13 protein-coding genes are annotated in these 15,321 nt (G+C 61.2%); 6 read left to right on the plus strand and 7 right to left on the minus strand.

The window, feature by feature from the left end; all coding sequences use genetic code 11:
* Positions 1–47: 47 nt before the first annotated feature.
* Genes AC5RUU_RS11630 through AC5RUU_RS11655 form a run of 6 tightly spaced genes read left to right on the plus strand, consistent with a single transcriptional unit; the run spans position 48 to position 6,412 of the window.
* Positions 48–2,015, plus strand: a complete 1,968-nt coding sequence (locus AC5RUU_RS11630) for an AMP-binding protein (protein WP_493975356.1) — start codon at positions 48–50, stop codon at positions 2,013–2,015.
* Positions 2,002–3,165 (plus strand): thiolase family protein, encoded by a 1,164-nt coding sequence (locus tag AC5RUU_RS11635; RefSeq protein ID WP_493975357.1) that lies wholly within the window; start codon positions 2,002–2,004, stop codon positions 3,163–3,165. Before AC5RUU_RS11630 ends, AC5RUU_RS11635 begins: the two co-directional genes overlap by 14 nt.
* On the plus strand, positions 3,162–3,611 hold the full coding sequence (locus AC5RUU_RS11640; RefSeq protein ID WP_493975358.1) for a Zn-ribbon domain-containing OB-fold protein: 450 nt from the start codon (positions 3,162–3,164) through the stop codon (positions 3,609–3,611). Before AC5RUU_RS11635 ends, AC5RUU_RS11640 begins: the two co-directional genes overlap by 4 nt.
* Positions 3,612–3,613: 2 nt before the next feature.
* Positions 3,614–4,888 carry an MFS transporter gene (locus AC5RUU_RS11645; protein WP_493975359.1) on the plus strand — a complete coding sequence of 425 codons (1,275 nt, stop codon included), beginning with the start codon at positions 3,614–3,616 and terminating at the stop codon, positions 4,886–4,888.
* On the plus strand, positions 4,842–5,255 hold the full coding sequence (locus tag AC5RUU_RS11650) for a MaoC family dehydratase (protein ID WP_493975360.1): 414 nt from the start codon (positions 4,842–4,844) through the stop codon (positions 5,253–5,255). The genes AC5RUU_RS11645 and AC5RUU_RS11650 overlap by 47 nt, the downstream gene beginning before the upstream one ends.
* Positions 5,255–6,412, plus strand: coding sequence for a thiolase family protein (locus AC5RUU_RS11655; protein WP_493975361.1), 1,158 nt, complete (start codon positions 5,255–5,257; stop codon positions 6,410–6,412). Before AC5RUU_RS11650 ends, AC5RUU_RS11655 begins: the two co-directional genes overlap by 1 nt.
* A 1,060-nt stretch (positions 6,413–7,472) precedes the next feature.
* On the opposite strand, the gene AC5RUU_RS11660 is transcribed toward AC5RUU_RS11655, so the two are convergent.
* The 7 genes from AC5RUU_RS11660 to AC5RUU_RS11690 all read right to left on the minus strand — a co-directional run bounded on the left by AC5RUU_RS11660 (position 7,473) and on the right by AC5RUU_RS11690 (position 15,005).
* Positions 7,473–9,695, minus strand: a complete 2,223-nt coding sequence (locus AC5RUU_RS11660) for an MMPL family transporter (RefSeq protein WP_493975362.1) — start codon at positions 9,693–9,695, stop codon at positions 7,473–7,475.
* 134 nt (positions 9,696–9,829) lie between these two features.
* Positions 9,830–10,495 carry a response regulator gene (locus AC5RUU_RS11665; RefSeq protein WP_493975363.1) on the minus strand — a complete coding sequence of 222 codons (666 nt, stop codon included), beginning with the start codon at positions 10,493–10,495 and terminating at the stop codon, positions 9,830–9,832.
* The gene (locus AC5RUU_RS11670) at positions 10,492–11,700 is read right to left on the minus strand and encodes a sensor histidine kinase (protein WP_493975364.1); all 1,209 of its coding nucleotides are present in this window, start codon (positions 11,698–11,700) and stop codon (positions 10,492–10,494) included. Before AC5RUU_RS11670 ends, AC5RUU_RS11665 begins: the two co-directional genes overlap by 4 nt.
* Positions 11,697–12,902 carry an NAD(P)/FAD-dependent oxidoreductase gene (locus AC5RUU_RS11675; RefSeq protein WP_493975365.1) on the minus strand — a complete coding sequence of 402 codons (1,206 nt, stop codon included), beginning with the start codon at positions 12,900–12,902 and terminating at the stop codon, positions 11,697–11,699. Before AC5RUU_RS11675 ends, AC5RUU_RS11670 begins: the two co-directional genes overlap by 4 nt.
* Positions 12,899–13,099, minus strand: a complete 201-nt coding sequence (locus AC5RUU_RS11680; RefSeq protein ID WP_493975366.1) for a ferredoxin — start codon at positions 13,097–13,099, stop codon at positions 12,899–12,901. The genes AC5RUU_RS11675 and AC5RUU_RS11680 overlap by 4 nt, the downstream gene beginning before the upstream one ends.
* Positions 13,096–14,214, minus strand: coding sequence for a cytochrome P450 (locus AC5RUU_RS11685; RefSeq protein WP_493975367.1), 1,119 nt, complete (start codon positions 14,212–14,214; stop codon positions 13,096–13,098). The genes AC5RUU_RS11680 and AC5RUU_RS11685 overlap by 4 nt, the downstream gene beginning before the upstream one ends.
* A gap of 197 nt (positions 14,215–14,411) precedes the next feature.
* Positions 14,412–15,005 (minus strand): LacI family DNA-binding transcriptional regulator, encoded by a 594-nt coding sequence (locus AC5RUU_RS11690; RefSeq protein WP_493975368.1) that lies wholly within the window; start codon positions 15,003–15,005, stop codon positions 14,412–14,414.
* Positions 15,006–15,321: the final 316 nt, after the last annotated feature.

The following is a 15,321-nucleotide window of genomic DNA, read 5'->3' on the forward strand; positions in this document are numbered from 1 at the left end:
CCGACGTCGTGTGACCTGTAACCCAATGAAGAGCATCAGGAGAAGTTTTGACAACCACATCTGTGAGCAAGCCCCAAGGATTGGTGTGGCAGCCAGGCCCCACCGAAATTGACCGCAGCAGGATTCTGAAGTTCGCTGCCGCCGCCGGCTGCGCGACCATAGACGACCTGGGCGCCAAAGCGTATGAAAAACCTTCCTGGTTTTGGGGAACCGTCTCGGAGTGGTTGGAGCTCGATTGGCAGGAGCGGCCGACGGCTGTCCTCGATCAGCTCAGTGAACCTCATGCCACAAAATGGTTCGTAGACGGTAAATTCAACGTCGCGGCCAACGCGGTGGACCGCTGGGTGAAGGCTGGACGTGGAAATGAAACCGCCCTCGCCTGGGAAGAGGAGAACGGCGAAACCGGAAAATGGACCTTTAACGAACTCGCCCGCGAGGTCGACCGGGTCGGGCGGGGTCTTCTGGCTTCAGGCGTGAAGTTCGGCGACACCGTTGGGATGCAGCTGCCGATGGTCAAGGAAGCTGCCGTAGCGCAACTTGCCTGCGCCAAAATAGGGGCCATCTCCGTGCCGGTCTTTTCCGGTTTCGGAGCGACCGCTGTAGCCGACCGGCTGAGGATCGCGGGAGCGACAGCCCACATCGTGGCCAACGGATTCAACCGCCGCGGCCGGGTTGTAGCCTTGCGGTCCGAAGCAGCAGCCGCTTTGCAGGGCGTCGAATCCCTTCGCGCGACCATCGTCGTCTCCTTGGTACCAGGCAACAGCGAACCTGGCCTGCCGGGCGAAGTACCCTGGGAAGTCCTCGGAGCCGAAAACCCGGACGCTCCGCTTCAGGCAGCTCAATGCCCTGCCGATCATCCCCTTCTCATCGCCTTCACCTCCGGAACAACCGGTGCACCTAAGGGCATCGTCCTAAGCCATGCAGGGTTTGCAGTCAAAGCGGCCAGCGATGTCGCCTTCAGCTTTGATGTTGGACGCGGAGACGTCGTCATGTGGATCACTGATCCGGGCTGGATCGTGAGCCCGCTAATTGTTCTGGGAGGCCTGATAGCGGGGAGCTCCGTCGCCCTCTACGGTGGCAGCCCTGACTTCCCTTCCTCAAATCGAATCTGGGATGTCGTCCGGAATCTCAACGTCACCATGCTCGGGGTATCACCGTCCCTGATCAGGTCGCTCATGACACAAGATACAGATCCAACCGACATCGACCTGGGCGACCTGCGCGTACTGGCTTCAAGTGGCGAGGCCTGGACTCCTGACGCTTACGAGTGGCTCTTCGAGCGAGTAGCCCGCGGTGAACTTCCGGTTATCAATTACAGCGGCGGCACTGAAATTTCCGGCGCTATCCTGTCCAACTTCACCGCCCTGCCCATCCATCCGTGCGGTTTCGCTGGCCCGCTGCCCGGCATGGCCGCAGATGTCGTAGATACCGACGGCAACAGCCTGGGAACCGGTATGGGTGAGCTCGCGCTGCGGCGTCCCTCTCCAGGTATGCCAATCACCTTCTGGGGAGCTCCGGAGCGCTACTTCTCCACCTACTGGAACCGTTGGCCCGGCACTTGGTTCCACGGTGATTGGGTGGAGGTAAACGACGAGAAGGTCTGGTACGTGCGTGGCCGCAGCGATGACACCCTCAAAATCGCCGGCAAGCGCCTTGGCCCGGCCGAGGTCGAGTCCGTTGTCAACGGCATTCCCTCCGTGGTGGAGTCTGCAGCAATCAGCATCCCGGACCCCGTCAAGGGGGAAGCCCTGGTCATTTTTGCACGGGCAGCACCGGGCACCGCAGACGCGGATGAACTGGCCCGGATCATCTCCGACGTCGTGTCAAAAGACCTGGGAAAGCCCCTCCGGCCGAAGCTCGTCCACGTCGTGGACACGCTGCCCAAGACACGGAGCGGGAAAATTCTTCGGCGACTCATCCGATCCGTCTACTTGGGAAATCCGTCAGGGGACACGTCCTCACTTGAGGACCCCAGCTCGCTCTTGGTAATCGAAGGTGCCAGTGACGCTTCGTAAGAGGTGCGCCCTGGTAGGAGTTGCAGAGATACCCCCCGAAAGGACAACGCCCGGCGTCACCACGCTGGAGATGATCGCCCGCGTTTCCAAAATGGCCCTCCAGGATGCCGGGCTGACCCCCGCGGACATCGATGGCCTAATCGTCGGGCCGCAAGTGGGGGAAACTCCCCAGCATGTTCCTGCGACAGTCGCAGAGTATCTGGGCCTGCAACCCCGCTTCGCCGACATCGTTGACCTCGGCGGAGCCACTGGCGCGGGAATGGTGTGGCGTGCAGCTGCCGCCATTTCCGCCGGCATGTGCGAAACGGTCCTCTGCGTCCTCGGAAATACACGGGATTCTGGAAGCGCAACGCGATCACCGAACCGCAACCCGATCCGCGAATTTGACGTCCCTTACGGAGCCAGCGGCGCCAACCCGGCGTACGCCATGATCGCCCGGCAGCACATGGCGGAGTTCGGTACCACCCCGGAACAGCTAGCACAGGTTCCCGTCAAACAACGGGCCAATGCCATGCTCAACCCTGCCGCGGTCTTCCACGGCAAGTCCATCGGCGTCGATGACGTGCTCAATTCGCCGATGGTGATGTCACCCCTGCGGCTTCTGGAGGTCGTCATGCCCTGCGGTGGAGGGGCGGCCGTAATCGTGACCGCAGCTGACCGGACGGAAGACAGGAAAAAGGCGCCTGTATACCTGCTCGGAGCCGGAGAACGCGTAACCCACCGCGCCCTGAGCCAGGCACCCGGCCTGACCACGTCCCCGCTGGCCCCTGCAATCGGCGAAGCCTACTCAATGGCAGGTGTTGGACCCTCCGACATCGACTTCCTCTCCATCTACGACTGTTACTCCATCGTCGTGGCCATCACAGTGGAAGACGCGGGGTTCTGCCCCAAAGGCGAAGGTGGGCCGTGGCTCGAGTCTCACGACTTCTCCATCCGCAGCAAGCTGCCCATCAACCCGCACGGCGGCCAGCTCTCCAGCGGTCAGGCTGATCTGGCCGGGGGAATGGGACACATAGTGGAGGCCGTCCGACAACTCCGAATAGAAGCGGGGGACCGCCAGATTCCGAACCCCAACACCGCCCTCGTTACCGGGAACGGAGCAACAATGAGCGAAGAGGTCGCCCTCGTCCTGGGAGGTGCCAACACGTGAAAACTTCGTGGGAAACCACACTGACACCCAAGCCGGGATTTATATCCACGCCCCTGAGTTCTGCCTACTGGCAGCAGGCGGGCGAGGGCGAACTGCTCCTGCAATGCTGCAGGGATTGCGGCCACCTTCAGCATTACCCACGAAACCTCTGCATCCGTTGCTGGTCCCACGATCTCACTTGGCAACCGGCCACCGGGACAGGCACCGTTTGGACGTTTACCGTGGTCACCATCCCCGGTCATCCTGCCTGGAGCTCGCAGGTACCATACGTTTTGGCCCTGGTCGAACTCGAGGAAGGACCACGGCTGATGACTAATATCGTCGGCTGCCCTCCTGACTCCGTTTACTGCGGGCAGGCAGTACGGCTTCGTCCCGGCAGGGAGGAGACGGATAACCAAACCCTGCTTCAGTTCACCCCCTCATCCACTAAGGCAGGACGCGGCTGATCATGCGTTTTAACCGACTGAACCGGCAGCAGGCCTTGATCGCCATCGTGCAGATCCTCGGCCTCGCTGTCTGGTTTTCCGCCTCTGCCGTAGGTCCTGCCCTGCAGCACGAATGGGGTATCAGCCCTGCCGCTGGTGTCTGGCTGACGGCATCCGTACAAATCGGCTTCGTGGTGGGCGCAGTCGCCTCAACAGCACTAAGCCTGGCCGACAGATTTCGCCCGCATCTGCTACTTGGTGCCTGCGGCGCCGGGGCAGCACTCACGACAGCCCTTCTGGCAGCTGTCGTGGACAGTCTTGCCCCGGCCATCTGCCTTCGGTTCCTGACCGGTGTCTTCTTGGCAGGAGTTTATCCAGTGGGCATGAAACTGATGGTGTCCTGGTCTGAACCGGAATTCCGGGGCAAGGCCTTCGGAATCCTCATAGGGGCACTGACGCTCGGATCGGCCGCGCCACATCTCATCAGCAGCACCGGAGATCTACCGTGGCGGACCGTCATCGCCGTTGCCGCCGCTTTGGCAGCAGCAGGTTCCATAACGTCTGTTCTGGCCATCCGCCCAGGACCTTATGCGGATAAAAGCATCAACCGGCCGAACCCCCGCTATGCCTTGGCCATGTTCAAGGAACGTCGTCCCCGCCTGGCCAATATCGGCTACTTCGGTCACATGTGGGAACTCTATGCGCTCTGGACGTGGATCCCCATGTATCTTCTTGCCAGCCAGGCTGCCGGTGAAGGGGGAGCGCTCGAAACAGGCACGACGCTATTTATTGCGATGGGGCTCGGAGGCGTCCTGGGGGCGGTAGTAGGAGGATGGGCTGCCGACCGTTGGGGCCGGCCTAAATCTGCAGCAGTAGCCCTGGCGGTGAGCGGAATGTGCTGCTTTTTGTCCCCATTGATGTTTTTGGCGCAAGGTACACCGATGCTCGTCTTCCTCATCGTCTGGGGAGCCGCGGTGATCGCCGATTCCGGCGTCTTCTCGGCATCGTTAAGTGAAAACGCGGATCCGCGGTACATAGGAACCGCACTCACCGCCCAGACTGCCATCGGCTTCCTTCTGACAGTAGCAACCATCCAGTTCGTCCCCCTGTTCGCCGCGGTCGTTGGATGGCAGTACGCATTCGTGCTGCTGATTCCAGGCCCACTCACCGGCGTCCTAGCAATGCACACCCTGGCAAAAATCGAATCCAACGCAAGAAAGACCAACCATGACACGCACTCAGACCCGCACCATGCCAGTAGTCGGACAGACGGCCCAGTTGTCGCGCACGATCACTGACAGCGACATCGTGCTTTTCACACAAATCAGCGGCGACCGCAACCCCCTGCACTATGACGTCGCGGCCGCCAAGGCATCACGCTTCGGCGAAATAATTGTCCAGGGCGGAGTGACAAGCGCCATCCTGAACGCCGTCCTTGCCGAGGAACTACCCGGGCCGGGTACCGTCTTTCTGAACGTGAACTGGGACTTCAAAGCCCCCGTCCGACCGGGAGACGTGATCACCGGACACGTTGAAGTCACCGAGGTGCGTGCCGACAAACCGATCACCAAGCTCCGCACATGGGTCGTACGTAACGACGGGACCGTCGTCCTTGAAGGAAACGTAGTCTGCTACACCATGGACCTCGGTCTGGAGGAAAACTGATGGTGACCAACACGAACACCCCTGTCCTGGTTTCAGCCACGCGCACCGCGGTAGGAAAATTCAATGGAGGCTTCCGAGGGGTTTCAGCAACCGATCTGGGTGCAGCGGCCGTCGCAGGAGCCCTCGAACCACTGGGGGGACTAGTTCCGGACCATGTGTTCATGGGAAACGTTATCCAAGCAGGAAACGGGCAAAATCCCGCCCGTAGCGCAGCGATAAAAGGAGGGATTCCCTCAACGGTCCCGGCTATCACGCTGAACAACGCCTGCCTTGCGAGCATGACCGCCGTCAGCTTCGCCGCAGGCCTCATCCGCTCAGGTGAAATTAACAGCGCGCTCGTGGGCGGATTTGACTCAATGAGCCGCACCCTTCACGGCATCCAGATGCGGCAGGCACCCGCAGTCGGAGACGGCGAAATCATCGATCTGCTCTCACAGGACGCCCTGCGGTGCACCCTGACTGGCCACGGCATGGGCGCTATCTCCGATGAAGCGAACAAAGAACTAGGGATCTCCCGTCACAGCCAGGATGCCTTTGCACTCGAGAGCCACCACCGCGCCGCCCGGGCTGCCGAAGAGGGCCGGCTCAAGAAGGAAATTGTTCCCTTCCAGGGACTCCTCGAAGACGAAGGAATCCGTCCGGGCACGACGCTGGACCGGCTCGCGCAGCTGAAGTCCGCATTTTCAGAACACGGGAGCGTCACGGCCGGGAACGCATCCCAAATGTCTGATGCAGGCTCCGCAGGAGTCGTAATGAACCTGGCGGGCGCCCAAAACCGGGGGCTGTCCGGCATCGTAGAAATAGTGGACTCCGCAACCGTCGCCGGCCCTGATTTCTCGCTCCACCTGAAACCAGCGGACGCAGCGCGGAAACTACTCACCAAAAACAAACTCGCCGCTAAAGATATCGGTCTGTGGGAAATCAACGAGGCCTTCGCCGGTGTGGTCATAGCGTCCACACGGGAACTGGGAATCGACATGGACCGGGTAAACGTCAACGGCGGTGCCGTGGCACTGGGCCACCCCCTAGGGGCTACAGGATTCCGCCTCATACTCACCCTCGCACAGGAAATGAGGGACCGGGAGGAGGAATTCGGTGTAGCCGCGATTTGCGGAGCAGGAGGACTGGGACAGGCGATGCTCCTCCGCCTCATCTGACTATGCCTTCCCACCGGGTGTTTGCATAGCTTTTTAGTCAAGCGACGAGTCCCCCCAGCGACCGCCTAATTCTCCCGGCGCCGGCAGGCGTACCGCAACACGCCCCCGAAGGACGGGGCCGGCGCCGGGGCCAATTGGGTTCCTTCAACCTTCCAGGCAGACGCCGCCTACCAACGTAGCAGCCTGTCCCATCAGACAGAGGAACAAAACCGAGCCGCACGGACGAAGACGGCCTGCCGGCCCAGCTCATGGACGGGGCCGGCAAGGACCGCTCGAAGACTCCGGAGGATTTCCCTGCTACGAGGAGATAACGGATGCCTTGGCCTCTGGCTTATCCTGACCACGCCGAACATGCAGCATGGATGGCCGACACAACCGGCTCCGATGCGCCTTTTGCCCTCTCCTGGACATCTCCGCCCTGGACCGGGGGCTTGGCTGATTAGCTCTGACTTTCATGTCTGGGGAGTAAACGCCACGAATGAAGACAGGAAAGAGCCCTTCGCCGGGGAGCTCCCCGTATATTTTGAAGGGCCGATAACGGATATTCCGCTAACCTGTCTCGGGCCGACTAGGCCGTGCATGCTGACGATGCGGCCGGAACCGGGGGCCATTCTGAGCCGTCCATGGCTGTGATCAATTCAGATTATCCACGGCTGAGAAGTGGGAGCCGCTGGGGTAGCTCCCTGGCAGTTGTAACGGAGGATAACCTACGAGAATTGTCCCCGGCTGTGGGCGGGCGGTAGCAGAAATCAATTCCTGCTGCTTCTGCAGTCCGGGCAAGGAGACGCTGGTAGGTTGGGGTGTGTTCCGCCTGGACGGCCCCGTCCTTGGCGGAGGCGCATCTGCAGCTGCCGCGGTTCTGGTCCTTATCCTATGGTTTTAGGCCATGCCCGCAATATCCCAGTTCCAAACCGGCCCACGAAGATCTGTGCCTATAACCGGAACGCGCCCACATTGGCTTGGGGCAGGACGAGATGCCACTCGTCACCGTCAGCGCGATATTCCTTCGCTACAGGATCAGTGGTGGCTTCCCACAAATCGCGGCAAGCCACCATGGGCTTTAGGGAGTATTGACCAGTTCTGCGGATCTGTTTTCATCCGTTGACGGCTCGGTCGCTGACTCGAGGGCGTGGCCTTCGGTATCGATATGTGGCAGTGCTTTGTCCAGCCATGCGGGAATAGTCCAGGCGGTGTGGCCGAGGAGGGACAGGGCTGAGGGGACGATGATCATCCGAACGATGAAGGCGTCCGCGAGCACTCCGATGGTGAGGGCCAGTGCGATGGAGGCGACCAGTGGTGAGGGGCTGAGCGCGAACCCTCCGAAGACTGCAGCCATGATGGCTGCAGCGGCCACAACTACGAAAGCAGTCTTCGAAAACCCGTCTAGGATCGCTTCCTTTGGCGGGCAGCCCTTTGCGTAGGCCTCCTTCATGCGGGAGACGAGGAAGACTTGGTAGTCCATGGCCAGTCCGAATAGGATCCCCACGATCAGGATGGGCAGGAGGCTGAGCATGTGCGACCCTGTTGGGGCTGAGAAGACGGCGTCGGCCCATCCCCACTGGAAAACGGCGACCGTTACGCCGATTCCTGCGCCCAAGGAGAGCAGGAATCCGAGGGTTGCGATCAGCGGCACGAGGATCGACCGGAACAGGATGATGAGCAGGATCAGCGATAAGCCAACAATCACGCCAATGTAGGTGAGGAGGGCTTGGCTCAGCTGTGCGTCGACGTCTATCGAGACGGCGGTCGTGCCGGTTACTGCAACGTCGGCTTCGATGTCAGCGCTTCGGTCCCTGATGTCGTGAACGAGGTCTTTTGTGCTGGCGTCGGTGGGTCCTGTCTCGGGAATGATCGTAATCAGTGCTGCTGTTTGGGATGCGCTCACCTGGGGCGCGGTGACGAGTTGGACGCCGTCAAGGTTGGTCAGCATTTGCCGGGTTTCGGTAGCTACTACGTCCAACGCCGACTTTTCTGCCTGGACGAGGACGACCAGGGGACTTTGTGAGCCGGCGCCGAATTCCTGGGCAATGATGTTGTACGCCCGTCGCTGGGAACTGTTTGGGTCATCCCCTCCGGGTGTGTTCAGGGCGGTCTGGAGTGACAGTACGGGCACTGCGAGGATTCCCAGGAGGCCAGCTCCGGCAAGGAGGGATCGTACCGGTTTGTGCACGACTACCGATGCCCAGACCTCCAGCACACCGAATTTGTCCTTGATGTTTTTCTGGACGCGGGGTTGGCCTGCGTTGATGTGGCGCTCTTTGCGGGGGAGTGCTTTGTGTCCCATGGACTGCAGGAAGACGGGGAGGAGGGTCAGGGACAGAACGACGGCGACGACGACTGCGAGGGCTGCGGCGAGTCCCATTTCGGTGATGAAGGGGATTCTGACGATCGCGAGGGCTGCCAGGGCGATGACGACGGTGGCTCCAGCGAAAACGACTGATGAGCCTGCCGTTCCGATGGCCCTGCCGACGGCGGTTGTGACGTCCCTTCCGGCCCGCAGTTCAGCGCGATACTTGGCGACGATGAAGAGTGAGTAGTCGATGCCCACTGCTAGTCCGAGCATGACCGCGAGGATGGGTGTCATTGATCCGACGGGTTGAAGGAAGGCTGAGGAGGCGAAGATGCCAAGAACCCCTACACCGACTCCCAGGAGGGCGGTCAGCATGTTGGCGCCGGCAGCGACCAGGGATCCGAAGGAAATCAGTAGGACAGCGAAGGCGATCAGGGCCCCCACGATTTCGGTTGGTCCGAGGATCTCGGGCAGCTCGTTGTGGAGCGTGCCGCCTATTTCAGCTTCCAGCCCGTAGCTCGTGGCTGAGTCTGTGACTCGTTCCACTTCCTGGTAGATGGCCCCGGCGTTTGTTTCGTCGATTCCTGTAAAGGCCAGGGTGATGACTGCGGTGCTCAGGTTTTTTGAGATGTATGGCTGGGCTGGATCGAAGGGTGAGCGGACGGCTGCGACGTTACTGACTGTCCCCGCTGCTGCGGTGAGTTCTGCTACTTTTTCGGCATGGGGAAGCTCGGTTATGGGCGTCCCGTCGGGAGTGCGCAGTACCAGCTGGAGCGAAGCGGCACCTTCTGCTTTGTCGGTGGGGAACTCCCGTTCAACAGTCGTGAGGGCCTTGCTGGATTCCGTTCCGGGAATGTCGAAGGATCCATCGCTGAACCGCATTCCTGTAACAGCGGTGACGCTCACGGTTACCAGTACTGCGGCCCAGGCCAGGATCACTGCGAGGCGGTGCCGGGCGCTGAAAATGCCCAGCTGGAAGAGAAGTTTTGCCATACGGCTGCTCCTTGAAAGAAATTTGCCCTGCATGTTGGCAGGAAGGGCTTCAGTTCAATCCTGTCGAGCATCAACGTTTTCGTAATCCTCTGGGAGGCGTGCAAAAGGGTACTGCCGCGGGAGTATTTTCCTGCTTAGGCGGGGTCCGCGAGCCCTGCCTTGAAGGCCAGAATGACCAGTTGGGAGCGGTCCCTTGTTCCCGTCTTGGTCATGGCACGGTTTAGGTGGGTTTTAACTGTGAACGGTGAAATGAACAGGGCTGCCGCTATCTCGTCATTGGTGAGCCCAGCTGCCACCTGAACCAGGACTGCTCGTTCCCGGGAAGTCAGGGCGGCCAACGCGTTTGCCGCTGCCCTGTCTATTGGACGCTTTGATGAATCCGTGACGTGGGCGATGAGTGATTCGGTTGCGGTGGGGGACAGCAGGGCACCTCCTGCTGCTACCTGCTCTATGGCCGCTATCAGCTCTGTGGGGCCGACGTCCTTCCCAAGGAAGCCCTGGGCTCCTGCCTGTATGGCTCGGATGACGTTGTGGTCGTCCTCGAAGGTGGTGAGGACGAGGATTCTTACTGTGTCCAGCTCCCGTTCGGCACGGATCCTGCGTACGGCTTCGACGCCGTCGATGCCCGGCATTCGGATATCCATGAGCACTACGTCCGGCTTTACCTCTCTGACCACGGCCACGGCCTGGATGCCGTCAGTGGCTTCTCCCACCACCACGAATTCGGGGCAGCTTTGGAGGATCCCGCGCAGACCGACCCGGATCATTTCCTGGTCGTCAACGAGGGCTATGCGGATCATCGTCCGGTCTCCAGCGGGAATGACGCCTCAACTATGAATTGCCTTCCATCGTTCGTCGCTTTGAGGCTACCGCCGGCGGATATGGCGCGCTCCTGCATGCCGATGAGCCCGAAGCCTTGCTGGCCGGCTGCTCGACCTGCGTGCTTTTCTTCAGGACCGGTCGTGGCATCATTACGGATTTCCAGATGGATGTGCGTGTCCGTGGTCTTGAGAGTGAGTCGTGCTGGCCCGCTTCCGTGTTTGTGCACGTTGGTCAGTCCTTCCTGGGTGATCCGGTAGAGGGCGAGGTCCAAGGCCGGGGGAAGGTTCGGGGGAAGGGGACCTTCCTCGTGGTAGTCAACGTTGAGGCCGAGGGCACGAAAGGCTTCGAGGAGGCGGGGGATTTGGCGTGCTCCGGGCACGGCGACGTCAGTGTGGTTGTCGGTTTCTCCGGATCGGAGGACATGCAGGATGGATTGGAGCTCGTGCAGGGCTTCGCGGCTGGCGCTTCTGATGTGGGCCAGGGATTCCATGGCCGTGCCTGGGTCCCTCAATGTGTTGGCTTCAGCCGCGCCTGCATGGACGCTGATGGCGGCGATGTGATGGGCCATCACATCGTGGAGTTCCCGGGCAATGCTCATCCTTTCTTCAGCAATACGCCGCGCAACCACTGCTCCACGGGTTTGCAAAAGATTGTTGGCCTGTTCTTCCAAAGCTTCAACGTATTGCCGCTGTGACCGGACTGCAGAGCCGACTCCGCCGGCCGCTGCAGTCCACGCAATCAGAGCCCAGATCAGAGGGTCGAAGACGGAAACGTGCATCAACAGGAAGGCTTCGAGGACGAGGACCAGCCCAACGGCGGTGGTGGCCGCCACGGTGTGGGTTCGGGGCTTGAGGATGGCGAAGGAAACAAGGCAAACTTCCAGCAGTGACCATGCCGGCAGATGTTGCCCGGTCTGCAGGGGCAGTAACACTGTTAAAAGGGCCGTGGCCGTCAGCGCCGGCGCCGGCAGGCGGCGCCTGAGAACCGTCGCGGCGAGACCTCCCGCGAGCAGCGCGAAGGAGCCGAAGTCCGCGCCTGCCTGGCTGATCCGGTATCCCTCCATCACCACCACGGCCACGGCCACGACGTCAAAGAATACTTGCCAGAGGTCGGGAATCCCGCTGTTACTGCGCCACGGCTTGATGCCGGATTTCCTTTCGACGCTCGGGGTTGTTCTTTTCATGCAGCATCAAGAGCGTCGCCCCAGCTGGCGCCGTCGCAAAGGTGCTGCCGCCATGTCCTGAGGGCTTTGTGCATGCGTGCGGCGAGGACGCCGGTCAACCGATCGCCCCGGCGGAAAAGTGCCACGAAGCTACCCTCCCGGAGGGAGCCGTCCGTGACCAACACTTCGTCGTGGTCCCGCAGCCATCCGTAGCTTTGAAGTTTCAGGTCGTACTGGTCGGACCAGAAATAGGGGACAGGAGTGTAGTCTCGGCTGCTTTCGGAAAGAATCTGTTCGGCGACATGAATCCCCTGGTCTACAGCGTTGGTGCGGTGTTCCAGCCTCATGCTGACATTGAAAAGAGTGTTGTGCCATCGTGCGACGTCCCCGGCTGCGTACACGCCAGATGCGGCCGATGAATCCGGGGCACAGTGAACGCCATCTGCGAGGTACAGGCCACTGTTCTGCAGCCAGCCCACGCCGGGAACGGAACCGACCGCCACGACCACAGCATCCGCCATGATGACCTCACCGCTCTTGAGAGTGACGCCGGTCGCTTTCCCGCCTTTGTGGAGTATTGAAGCGACTGCGTTGTCCTGCCCGGTTTTGAGCGTCACACCGTGGCGGGTGTGCAGGGCTCCGAGCTCCGCGCCCAGTTCCGCCCCAATGATCCCTGCCAGTGGGGCCGCAGTGCCAATCAGGGTGACCTTGGCCCCACGAGAGGCCGCGACCGCGGCAATCTCAGTCCCCAGAAATCCCGCCCCTACAACAACCACCCGGCTGCCGGAATACAGCTGGTCTCGTAGCCCGTCAGCGTCATCGAGGGTCCGCAGGGTGTGAACGCCCCGGAGGTGCTGGGTACCCGGAAGCGTCTTGGGGGTCACACCGGTGGCAAGGATCAAGCGGTCGTAGCTGACTTCGCTACCGTCTGTGAGGACCACCGTGCGGGTGCCAATGTCGAGCCCGCCGGCTCCGACCCCGAAACGGCTTTCGACGTCGAGGTCTTCCAAATGTGCTGGTGGACGAAGCATGACCCTTTCGGCGTCCCATTCGCCGGACAAGTACTGCTTGGACAACGGCGGCCGGTCGTAGGGACGGTGTTGCTCGGCGCCGATCATCGTCAGCTCATTCGCATATCCTCCACGACGGAGGGCTTCTGCGGCGCTGAGGCCGGCCGCTGAAGCCCCCACGATGACGATCCGCTCCGGTGCGCCTGCTGTCACGGGTTTTCTACGAGCCGGATGACGGCCGCGGGACACCGTGCGGCAGCGTCCCGCACACCCGGTATCTGCGGCGCGGTCGGCTGCTCGTCCAGAACGACGACCACGCCGTCGTCGTCGTTTTGGTCAAAGACGTCCGGCGCTGCCAGGACGCACACGCCTGCGGCCACGCACTTTGGCGTATCGATTTCGATCTTCATGCCACTACCTCGTCCCAGTCGACCATCAGCTCGCGAATCCCGTAAACGACCATGTCATTTTTGAAGCGGATATCCTTCGGGTCGGTGGCCACGCGCAAACCCTTGACCCTCCGGAACAGCTCAGGCAGGGCGATCCGCAGTTCCAGGCGGGCCAGGTGCTGGCCCAGGCACTGGTGGGGGCCGTAGCCGAAGCCCACGTGTGCCGAGGACCTTGTAAGGTCCAAGGTGTCGGCCTTGTCAAGGAAAAGCGGGTCCCGGTTAGCTGATTCGAGTACGACGGCGACGTGCTCGCCGGCCCGGATGAGTTGGTTGTTGATGGTGACGTCGGCGGTGGCTTTGCGGAGGATGCCGTTGTGGACGATGCTGAGGTATCTGATCAGTTCATCCACGCCTGTCTCCATGACGGCAGGGTCCGCGGTCATTTTTTCGGCCTGTTCCGGGTTTTGCAGCAGGGCATAGGTGCCCAGGGTGATCATGTTCGCGGTGGTGTCATGTCCTGCTGCGAGCAGCAGCAGGGACAATCCGGTCAGTTCCGCGAAGTCCAAGGACCGGCCGGCGGGCTCTTGGATGAGCCGGCTGATGAGGTCATCTCCGGGCTGTTCATACTTGGAGGCAACGAGCCCGGCGAAGAATCCGGCGCTTTCAGCCGCTGCGGCCTGCCGCTCCTGCAACGACTGGCTTAGGTCGACCTGGGCGGCCGTGGCTTTTTCGAAGGTCCCCCTCTCACCTTCCGGGACGCCGAGGAGTTCACTGATGACTATGGCGGGAATAGGCAGCCCGAACTCCCGGTAAAGGTCCACCGGGCCCTCTTTCTGTGACAGCCGGTCAATATGTGCAGCGACGAGCTGCCTAATGAACGGTTCCATCCGGGCGATGCGTTTAATCATGAATTCCCGGGCAAGCCGGAGCCGCAGCTTTGCGTGCTCATCGCCGTCGTAGCGCAAGAGCACCCCCGGTGGAGGGGTGCCACCCAGGGCTGCCGGATCACCCATCAGATGGGAAGAACTGGCGTCGATATTGCTGAAATTGATGTTGTCGCCGAGCACCGCACGTGCGTCGTCGTACCCGCTGACCAGCCAGACATCCAAACCGGCTGGCGTGCTGACACGAGTCACCGTTTCTGAGACTCTGAGTTCGGCATATCGGGGGTCAGGATCAAAGGGGCATCGGCTTTGGGGCAGTGCCTCAAGAGGGACTGGCAAGGTCCCGAAGTTGGTTGTCTGCATCGTGGATTTCTTTCTGGATTCAGGAGCCCGTTATGCGTGGCCCAAGGGACTCCCAGTCTTGTAGGCGCTTCGAGCCCCGACATCGTTTATTCGCGGTATCTCCGCATACTGCGTGCGTTGTATGCAGGCACCAGCTTAGAAATTGGGTGGTCCGTACCTGTTGAGAACGCGGTCGCTTCACCGACGTCAATCATCCGTCGACCCATACCGTTGTCGGCCCAGATCCAGAAGCATGATTTGTCGGGCATCACCATGTCAATGGTGCCGCTCACCTCTTCAAAGCCCACTTGGAACCTGAGATGTTTCCCTGCGACAAGGTCCTCAGGGTTGAGGCCCGGGGGTGAAGGGTCAAACGATGGGGCAGCGGCGAAGCTCGTGGCGGGACAGGGAATCACCTCTTGATTCTCGGGGAGGGCGCCTGACCCTTTGCTGGGGTTTTGTTTCGTTTTGGGTGAGTCATACCCGCGCAGGGCTTGCGCGTGGGGATCAGGCCGGAAGTCCAGTTCCTCGACTATGCACTGCACACGCTCTCTGGTCCGCGCCGCTACCAGATGTGGATGGTTGATGACGTTTGAGACCGTTGCAATGGAGACACCGGCCGCAGTGGCTACGTCGCGCATTGTCACGTCGGTTCGCGGTGCCCCGGCAATTCTCTGCTTGTTGGGCTGGCTCGCGTTCATCAATTTCCTACCGCTTGAGGGATGGACTGGGTGGTATTCGGGGCAACGAAGCGCCGTCGCTGAGGTGTTCCCGAAAGTCCGGTGCCCTGTGGAACAGGGCGTGGCTGCCGTCCCTTGTCCCAAGCCGTAGCCGGGATCATCGCTCTCGGCCTTGTCGTTCGACGATGACGCCGTTCGATGAACCGCGGTCAGTGCTGGGGTGGGAAGTGTTGTTAGTGCGCCGTATCGATTCGACGGGCCAGTAGGCCTGCGGAGACGTACGGCTTCGTCAGGATGGTGTGGCTCGGTGGGGAATTACTTCGGGGTGCCGATTCAC

This window comes from Arthrobacter sp. K4-10C (assembly GCF_059090085.1).